We start from the raw sequence: 8,124 nt of genomic DNA on the forward strand, positions 1-8,124 counted from the left end.
GCTTACCGCGGCGGCGGCGCTGCGCCGAAGCGCAGCTTACCGGTTGCAGCCAGAATCTCGTCACGCGCCTTGTACAGCGCGAGAAGGTTGGTAACGAATCCGTTGCGGGCGTTGCGAAGGGTGTTCTGGGCGTCTATCACCGGCAAAATGCCGGTAGCGCCCTGCTTGTAACCGGTTTCCGCCATACCCAGCAGCGTTTCAGACGGATTGAGAATGTCGGCCTGGTAACTGAGCGACTGCCGGCGTGCGGTAACGAAATCGGTATACGCCTGCGCTACCTGCTGCGCTACCTGCTGCCGGAGTTGCGTTTCCAGTGCGCCCGCCTGACGCTGGGATGCCTCGGCAGAGCGGATGCTGTGATGGATGCTGCCGAGATCAAAGAGCGGCAGGCTCACGGCAAGCATCACCGTATCCTGGCCCTGATCGAGGGAGCGGCTGTAGTTCACGCTGGTATCGGGATACTGCGACGCTCTGGCCTGATCAACGCCGTACCGTGCAACCCGTACGGCCTGGTCGGCCGACTGGATGGCCGGCCGGTTCTGCAAGGCGAGGCGGGTGAGCTCAGGCAGCCCCGGCAAGCCCGGCAGCAAGTCCGGCGTTTGCGCGGTTTCCACAAGGCTGTCGGCCGGCATAACCGGCGCCATCGGCGGCCGCGCCAGAATGGTGTTCAGCGCCGCCAGCGCAGACTTCTCCGCGCCCTGCGCCTGAAGCACCGCCTGCTGTGCGTTGGCTACATCAATGCCGGCGCGCACCACGTCGATCTTCGGCGATGCTCCAGCCTGCAGCTGAACCTTGGTCAGATCGAAGGTCTTCTGCACGTCGCCAAGGGTCTCCATGGAGATCTGCGTCTGTCCCTTTGCAGCCACGTACGCCCAGTAGGCATCGCGGATCTGCTGGCGCAGGCCCAGAATGGTCTCCTGATACTGGTACCGCGTGCTATAGAACGCAGCGTGGGCGCCGGCGGCCTGATACCGGTGCTGGCCGCTTGTATCCAGGCTCTCGCCGACATTGAAGAAGGTGTCGGTAGAGGCGCCGCTGATGGTTGGCGACGTGCTGGTGCCGGTGGCGTAGCTCAGTGACAGGTTCGGGTTGGGAATAGCTGCCAAAGATTGCCACGTATCGTGTGCGGCGTTCACACCGGCGAGAGCCGCTGCCGAGGCCGGGTTTGCCGCCAGGCCGATGCGCTCGGCGTCGGCCTCCGTCAGCCGGCTCGGCATCGCAGCCGCGGTCGCCCCGGCTGGAGGCACGGTTTGTGCGCCGGCCAACGGCGCAAACGCCAGTGCTAGTGCCACACACACAGAGTTAGCCAGATTCTTCATGGTGATCCGCTCCTTATGGGTCTGCCCTCTCAATCACGACGTCACGATTTGGTGCGGCTGTTAGGCCGCTGCCGATTCGTGACGCTTATCGCGCAATCGCGGTTAGGATAGCAGTCGCACGGGAAGGTGCGGGCAAACTTAACAGATTCTTTGGAACGGTGGATTTGCGCGAACATGCCGGGTTTCGGCACCGCGCCCCGCAACAGGAGTCACACGAAAGGCCGGTCGGCACGCTCGCTTGAACGCAGCCTGCGTCCAAACCTGTGCCGGGGCCGAAGCGATTCCGTCAGGCGGCTGGAGGACCGCGCGAAGCGGCCGGGGAAAGACGCCGGGATGTCAAGCTCACGGCGCCGGCTGCGGCACTGTTTGCCGCCGGTGGAACTACGTGGAAACGGGCGGGAGCCATTGCCGGTGATACGGCGCTGGCTTGCCACTCGCAATAAGGGCACGGTCCGATTGGCGCCTCAATGGGCGACCCGACAGCGGCTGAACCGTGGCGAGGCGGCGGTGGGGTTTTGCGCGCGAAGTCACCGTGCGTGTGCATGGCGGCTCCAACCGTGCTTAACAGCAGGTAAAGAACCGCTACAAACGCGCCGGCCGTCCGCTTTCGCCGCAGATTGTGCATAAGCCTCGCCGCAGAGCCGCGCGGATTGAATCTGCCGGCGGCGTCTGGCAGGATTATACACGATGCGCAGGCACTCCTCCTCCTTGCGCGCCGCCTCATCTGAAACCGGACCGAGGGCGCGAGTTATCCGCGGGTTTTCGAAACGAGCGGCAGAGGCGCTAACTCCACACGGGGACCCGGAGACGACTGGGGCAGTTTGTGTGGCCGATGATGCGCCGCAGATGCCCGACGGCCAGGGCGGACCAATGCTTCGGGCTACCTACTGTCCAATAGGGCCGCCGGCGCGTCTGTGCGCGCGAACGGACGCTTGGGCCACACAGCCTCATTCATTGCTCAGAAGGGGCTGTGCCGGCCCGGTGGCGGCGCAGATGTCAGCTCATTCGCCAGATAGAGCCTGCGTGCCGGACCGTCAAGAATGAGAACGGGCACGGAGCGCCAGAACGGCGCGTCGATCTGCGCTGCTGGATCCTTGCCGTCCGGACCTGCCATGATTGCCAACAGGTCGACCCAGTGGAAGTTGTCGACGTGCACTTCGCCCACACGTACCATCCGTCTCGGCGTTGCTCCGGCAAGCCCCCTGCGCGGCACCACCATGTGGGTACCGCCGAACGTCAAGGAAAAGCTCGCCGGCTTGTCATCGACCGTGGCCGGATAGGAGCATCCACCGCCGTAACCGGTACGGATCGGAACCGAGTCGCGTACGCGATAGCCTCCATGAAGAAGGAACGCCCGCAGCGGTCGATTGCCGCCCCATATGGTAACGTTCTGGCGTTGGTAGTCAACCGACAGGATGACCTGCGAAAGCAAATCCCAGCCGATCGCCCCATCGCATCCGTTTGGCCACGCGGCGTGCCCCGTGACGGGCAGCCGGCCCCATGGTACGCGGAGCCCGCCGATTGACAACTTTGCAGCGCACCTCCCGGCCCAGCCGTACCGCACAAATTGCGGATCCGCCTGAACGCGCAGGTTGAGACGGCGCGCCGCTGCGCTGGTTATATACGTCGCTTCTTCGGAGGGTTCGATGGCCAGCCAGCAGCGCCGGCCCGCGATTCGTACATTGATGGCTACAAGTCCATCTTCACCGCGAATCGCATAGGGGACCGTCGCCCGCAGATGCGGCACAGCGACGCGCATCATGCCGTTCGACGAATAGTTCGCGCAGCCGCCGGCCGCTGCCAGCGCCGTGGCGAGGAGCCATTGCGCCCTAAGCCGCCGTGGTCTGCGAACGACGCACGCGCTCCACGACCTGGCGCGGTGGCGCTCTAGCGGCGCGTGGTTGTTATCCGTATAGGTACTCTCCGGTGCGGTTTCCTACCAAATCCTGGGTGTACGAAATCGAGTACGGGTTCGAGCCGGTCCGCGTTTCCGACGTCAGGCGGCTTCCCTTGCCCTGACAGTCATCGCCCGGAATCTGGGTGCGCCAAATCGTAACGTGCCTCCGCTGCGAACCAGTAAGATTTGCTTCTTGCAACAACCACGCGTTGAGCATGTGCGGCGGCACGGTCGCCTTCGGCCCACTCCTCGTCCGCCATGGCCAGCCTGATCGCATCGTCACCTGGGCCGCCGCTCAGGTGCGCCGCCGCGAACGCAGCGGCCGCGCGATGCTCGCCGAGCACGCTCAGGTCGCCGACCACCATCGTAATTCGTCCGGCGTCGGTTGGATCTCGATAACATGCAGCCCTGTCCGCTTCGAGAGTACGCTGCCAGTGTAGGCGCATCAGGAACATCGATGCTGCGATGTAGCCGGCAGTGACCAGGACCGCTGCGGCGGCGAAGGCTCCATACGCCCGCATGAAGCGCCGCCAAGTGTTAGAAGCCATTGTACAGTATCCCGAAGGTGTCCTCGATCAACCTGGCAACGCCGCATGCTGCCTCGACCTTGTGCTGCTGTATAATGAGGCCGACGCGGCCATCTGGATGGTTCCCGCCACGTGCGGTCCACTCATTCTAACGATCTTGCCCGCGACAGACGCCCTCCATCGCCGTGTTGGCGCCCTGCCAGTCGACGACGGCTGCCACAACCGTGGGCGCCACGGTCACCACGCCGATCCACCGGACAGGCCCGGTCCAAATCTCGCGCATGCCATCGCCGGCGGAATCGACCAGGTATTTGAGTCATTCGGGGGGTCGCCCGGTGGGGTCGGCGCCGTCCATTGGCTCACCCGCGCAATACGCATACGGAATCTGGTCCAGCATGCTGTCGCGGCTGGCGAACCGCCCAACCTGCGGGTCGTAATACCGCGCGCCAACGTGCTGCAGCCCGGCGTCGCCGTCGCTCTGGTAGGCCCAGTCGCCGGCGAAGTTGTATGGGCTGGAAGTTGAGCCGCTGCTCGCGATCGTGTTGCCAAACGCATCGAAGTCCTGTGTGGCCGTGGCTGTGCCGGAGCTGTTGGTTTCGGCGCGGGTGGATCCCAGCGCGTCGAATGCCGGGTATTCCCTGTTGCGGCGCAGCAGGTCGTTACCAAGGGTGTACGCTGCCGTGAACGTGCTGCCCTGCATTTCGGTTACCGGCGCGCCGCCGGCGTACTGCGTGGAGGTGGTGGTGCCTGAAGCGGTACGGCTCACGCGCCGGCCCAAATCCACAGCCAAAGTGAGCACAGCGCGGCTGGACGCGCACGGCCTCATTGAGTTCCTCCGTCAGGCGGATCCTCCGTTAACCACATGCACCAGCACACGCCGAACGCGGCGCTTAGCCAGCGCGCCGGCGTCCCCTGGTGGGCCACGGCGACCCAGCAAAACATGACCACAATTACGACAACAACGGCGACGGACGCGATACCGAGCAGGGTTACGTGCGGACGCATGCGCGGCACCGCCCAGCACCCCACGGCAAGACCGAGCCCCGCGGGGGCAAGGATGCCTCCGAAACGGTAGCCGCGCGAGGAAAGCACGAAAGCGATGGCCGCGAGGACCAGTGGGGCGATGAGCCGCGGCCCTAGCCACGCCGTACGCCGCGCGGCCGCTGCCAGAACGCCCCTGGCCGCGAGGCGCGCCATTATAGGAGTATCACGACGACGACGATTTCACCAACCTCCTCAAACTCAGCCGCCTCTGCTGCTCCAGCAGCGACCTCCGCAGCGTCTCCAGCTAAGGCGGCAGTGTCTCCGCCACCGGCCCCCTCAATCGCCGGCTCGGGCGTCGGCGCTTAAACACTCGGCGGCGGTGGAATATCAGGAAAGAACTTCGGCTTTAGCCACATGTGCCACGAGCCCCGACCGGCTATTCCACCGATGACGGCCCCCGCCGCTCCACCAAATCCGGCGACGCCCCCAATAGCCCAACCGGTCGTCCATAAGAACTCTGCGAGCCACTCGGCGTTTTGAGCGGACCGCCCGCTCGGATCCACCCAGCCCACCGGTTCGCCCCCACAATACGCATACGGAATCTGGTCCAGCATGCTGTCGCGACTGGCGAACCGGCCGAACTGCGGATCGTAATACCGAGCGCCTACATGCTGCAGCCCGGCGTCGCCGTCGCTCTGGTAGGCCCAGTCGCCGGCGAAGTTGTATGGGCTCGAAGTTGAGCCGCTGCTCGCGATCGTGTTGCCAAACGCATCGAAGTCCTGTGTGGCCGTGGCTGTGCCGGAGCTGTTGGTTTCGGCGCGTGCGGAGCCGAGGCCATCGAATGCGGGATACTCGCCGTTACGCCGGAGCAGGTCGTTGCCGACGGTGTAAGCTGCCGTGAACGTGCTGCCCTGCATTTCGGTTACCGGCGCGCCGCCGGCGTACTGCGTGGAGGTGGTGGTGCCCGAAGCGGCACGGCTCACACGGCGGCCGAGAGCGTCATAGCCGAATCCGGTCACCGCGGTGCCGTTTTCGGGTGCGCGACGTGTCTCGAGTTGGTGTCGGAGGTCGCCGGGACTCGGTCTCACCGGGTCGCCTCGACGGACGGTGCCGTCAACCAAATGCACAAGCACAACAAGAACGTCGTATCCAGCCACCGTTCCGGACTCGCGCGGGCAGTGGCTGCCAGGGCGGAATACCCGACCACCAACGCGACGGTAAGAATGGTGGACACCAAACCGAATAGGAAGCGCTCGCGCGCGGCCTGCATCCGATCAATAGCCGAGGACATAAGCGGCGCGATCCCGCAGCCAGCGGCAAGCCCAGCCGCCGCGGGGCCCAAGCTGTCTCCGAGGCGGTAGCCAGACCCAGAAAGGACACGAGCGATAACCGCGAGTAGTATCGGGGTCGCGAGCCGCGGGCCGAGCCGGGCAGTGCGCCGCCCAGCAGCTGCTAAAGCGGCGCCGATCTTGGGGCTCGCCATTACAACAGTATCACGACGATGACTATCTCGCCGGCCTCTTCGAGCTCGGCCGCCTCTGCGGCCCCGGCAGCGACTTCCGCAGCATCGCCAGCCAAGGCGGCGGTGTCTCCCCCACTGGCCCCCTCAATCGCCGGCTCGGGCGTCGGTCCTTCAATGGCGGGCGGCGCTGGAATCTTAGGAAAGAACCGAGGCTGTACCCACAGGTGCCAAGAGCCCTGACCGGCTACAGCGCCGATGACGGTCCCAGGCACGCCGGGGAACGCAACGTTGCCCAGACCACCCCAAAGACCGATCCAGATCCACTGGAGGAAGGGCTCCCATTCTTGAACCGACCGTCCGCTCGGATCCACGAAACCGTTCGGTTCGCCACCGCAATACGCGTACGGTATCTGGTCCAGCATGCTGTCGCGACTGGCGAACCGCCCGACCTGCGGGTCGTAATACCTGGCGCCTACATGCTGTAACCCCGCGTCGCCGTCGCTCTGGTAGGCCCAATCTCCAGCGAAGTTGTACGGACTCGATGTTGAGCCGCTGCTGGCGATGGTGTTGCCGAACGCATCATAATCCTGCGTCGCCGTGGCCGTGCCGGAGCTGTTGGTTTCGACGCGGGCGGAGCGACCCGAGCCGAGATCGGGGGTGGATGTCACTGGCCCCTTCAGACGCTCAGACCCCGGCCAGCGCGCTGCGTTCTTCACCGAACCAAAAGTCCGCCGATGGTAATAAGCCAGAAGACGATGCAGGCGACGTGAAAGACGAGGCACCCCACCATCAGCGTGCGGATGAACGCGTTCCAAGCCGGGATACCGGGCCAGCGTCGTACCAGTAATCGAATCGGCGGCACAAAGTACCCCATCACGTCAGGATTAAACCTATGATAAACGTAACCCAGGACAATCGCCATTGGTGTACCGACCAACCACAAAACTCCTATTCTCCCCTCAACTCCGGCAAATGAACGTTGGCTGCGATGCATCCACGCGTCCAGCCCGCTCATTACACCCACCATCGGCATCCAATAGAATGCGACGGCTAGTGCCGATCGCAAGCGTTCTCGACGGCTGCGCGGTGCGCCAGCGGCCGGAGCCGGGAACCGGCTCCGGCGACGGGGCTCCGCACCGGTCAATGGGTCCAATCCCAGACGGCGGCCGCCGCGATAAGCCCGACACCAGCGCCGATGGCTCCGCCTATTAGGAGGCCCTCCGGTCCGAGGAATACGCCTACCTCCGCGCCCTCCTCTGCCCCACCGACGACGCCGCCTATAACCTCTCCGCCCTCCCCGATCCCTACCTCTGTACCGACACCTATTTCGGGACCCGGGTCGTCCGCCGCGGGAGGTCTTGGGCCGGCCTTGGGATTGAGCGGTCTCCACAACGGCCGACCTGGGAACCAAATCCTCCCTCCGATCGTTGCGCCGACGGAAGCCCCCCAGCCGCCGGTGATGAAGGTGGTGCCGGCTTCAAACGCGCCCTGAAAATTAGCGGTCCAGTCAGTCGCCTTCCGTCCGCTCGGATCCACGAAATCGTTCGGTTCGCCACCACAATACGCGTACGGTATCTGGTCCAGCATGCTGTCGCGGCTGGCGAACCTCCCAACCTGCGGGTCGTAGTAGCGTGCCCCGACGTGCTGCAGTCCGGCATCGCCGTCGCTCTGGTAGGCCCAGTCGCCGGCGAAGTTGTACGGGCTCGAAGTTGAGCCGCTGCTAGCGATCGTGTTGCCAAACGCATCGAAATCCTGCGTGGCGGTGGCTGTGCCGGAACTGTTGGTTTCGGCGCGGGCAGAGCCGAGGCCATCGAATGCGGGGTACTCGCCGTTGCGCCGGAGCAGGTCGTTACCTATGGTGTACGCGGCAGTAAAGGTGCTCCCCTGCGTTTCCGTTACCGGCGCGCCGCCGGCGTACTGCGTGGAGGTGGTGGT

The 8,124-nt window shown here is 64.8% G+C and carries 8 protein-coding genes; all 8 read right to left on the reverse strand.

Going from position 1 to position 8,124, the window contains the following annotated elements:
- Window positions 1-2: 2 nt before the first annotated feature.
- On the reverse strand, window positions 3-1,319 hold the full coding sequence (locus tag KGJ62_02945; GenBank protein MDE2125524.1) for a TolC family protein: 1,317 nt from the start codon (window positions 1,317-1,319) through the stop codon (window positions 3-5).
- Between the two features lie 958 nt (window positions 1,320-2,277).
- Window positions 2,278-3,081: a hypothetical protein gene (locus tag KGJ62_02950; protein MDE2125525.1), complete on the reverse strand. Its 804-nt coding sequence runs from the start codon at window positions 3,079-3,081 to the stop codon at window positions 2,278-2,280.
- A gap of 260 nt (window positions 3,082-3,341) precedes the next feature.
- A complete protein-coding gene (locus tag KGJ62_02955; GenBank protein MDE2125526.1) occupies window positions 3,342-3,764 on the reverse strand; it encodes a hypothetical protein in 423 nt (140 codons plus the stop codon).
- A 295-nt stretch (window positions 3,765-4,059) separates the two neighbouring features.
- Window positions 4,060-4,569 (reverse strand): RHS repeat-associated core domain-containing protein, encoded by a 510-nt coding sequence (locus tag KGJ62_02960; GenBank protein ID MDE2125527.1) that lies wholly within the window; start codon window positions 4,567-4,569, stop codon window positions 4,060-4,062.
- 520 nt (window positions 4,570-5,089) lie between these two features.
- Complete coding sequence (locus KGJ62_02965; GenBank protein MDE2125528.1) at window positions 5,090-5,815, reverse strand: hypothetical protein; 726 nt, start codon at window positions 5,813-5,815, stop codon at window positions 5,090-5,092.
- A 394-nt stretch (window positions 5,816-6,209) separates the two neighbouring features.
- A complete protein-coding gene (locus tag KGJ62_02970; GenBank protein MDE2125529.1) occupies window positions 6,210-6,857 on the reverse strand; it encodes an RHS repeat-associated core domain-containing protein in 648 nt (215 codons plus the stop codon).
- 44 nt (window positions 6,858-6,901) lie between these two features.
- A complete protein-coding gene (locus KGJ62_02975) occupies window positions 6,902-7,255 on the reverse strand; it encodes a hypothetical protein (GenBank protein MDE2125530.1) in 354 nt (117 codons plus the stop codon).
- Window positions 7,256-7,329: 74 nt separating this feature from the next.
- Window positions 7,330-8,124: RHS repeat-associated core domain-containing protein (locus tag KGJ62_02980; GenBank protein ID MDE2125531.1), on the reverse strand; the 795-nt coding region annotated here is incomplete at its 5' end.

The organism is Armatimonadota bacterium (genome assembly GCA_028871815.1).
GTDB lineage: Bacteria > Armatimonadota > Chthonomonadetes > Chthonomonadales > Chthonomonadaceae > REEB205.

What these genes read in the sequence shown, in the direction of transcription:
- KGJ62_02945 (MDE2125524.1), bottom strand. Translation starts at nt 1,319, where the DNA reads ATGAAGAATCTGGCTAACTCTGTGTGTGTGGCACTAGCACTGGCGTTT.
- KGJ62_02950 (MDE2125525.1), bottom strand. Translation starts at nt 3,081, where the DNA reads ATGATGCGCGTCGCTGTGCCGCATCTGCGGGCGACGGTCCCCTATGCG.
- KGJ62_02955 (MDE2125526.1), bottom strand. Translation starts at nt 3,764, where the DNA reads ATGGCTTCTAACACTTGGCGGCGCTTCATGCGGGCGTATGGAGCCTTC.
- KGJ62_02960 (MDE2125527.1), bottom strand. Translation starts at nt 4,569, where the DNA reads ATGAGGCCGTGCGCGTCCAGCCGCGCTGTGCTCACTTTGGCTGTGGAT.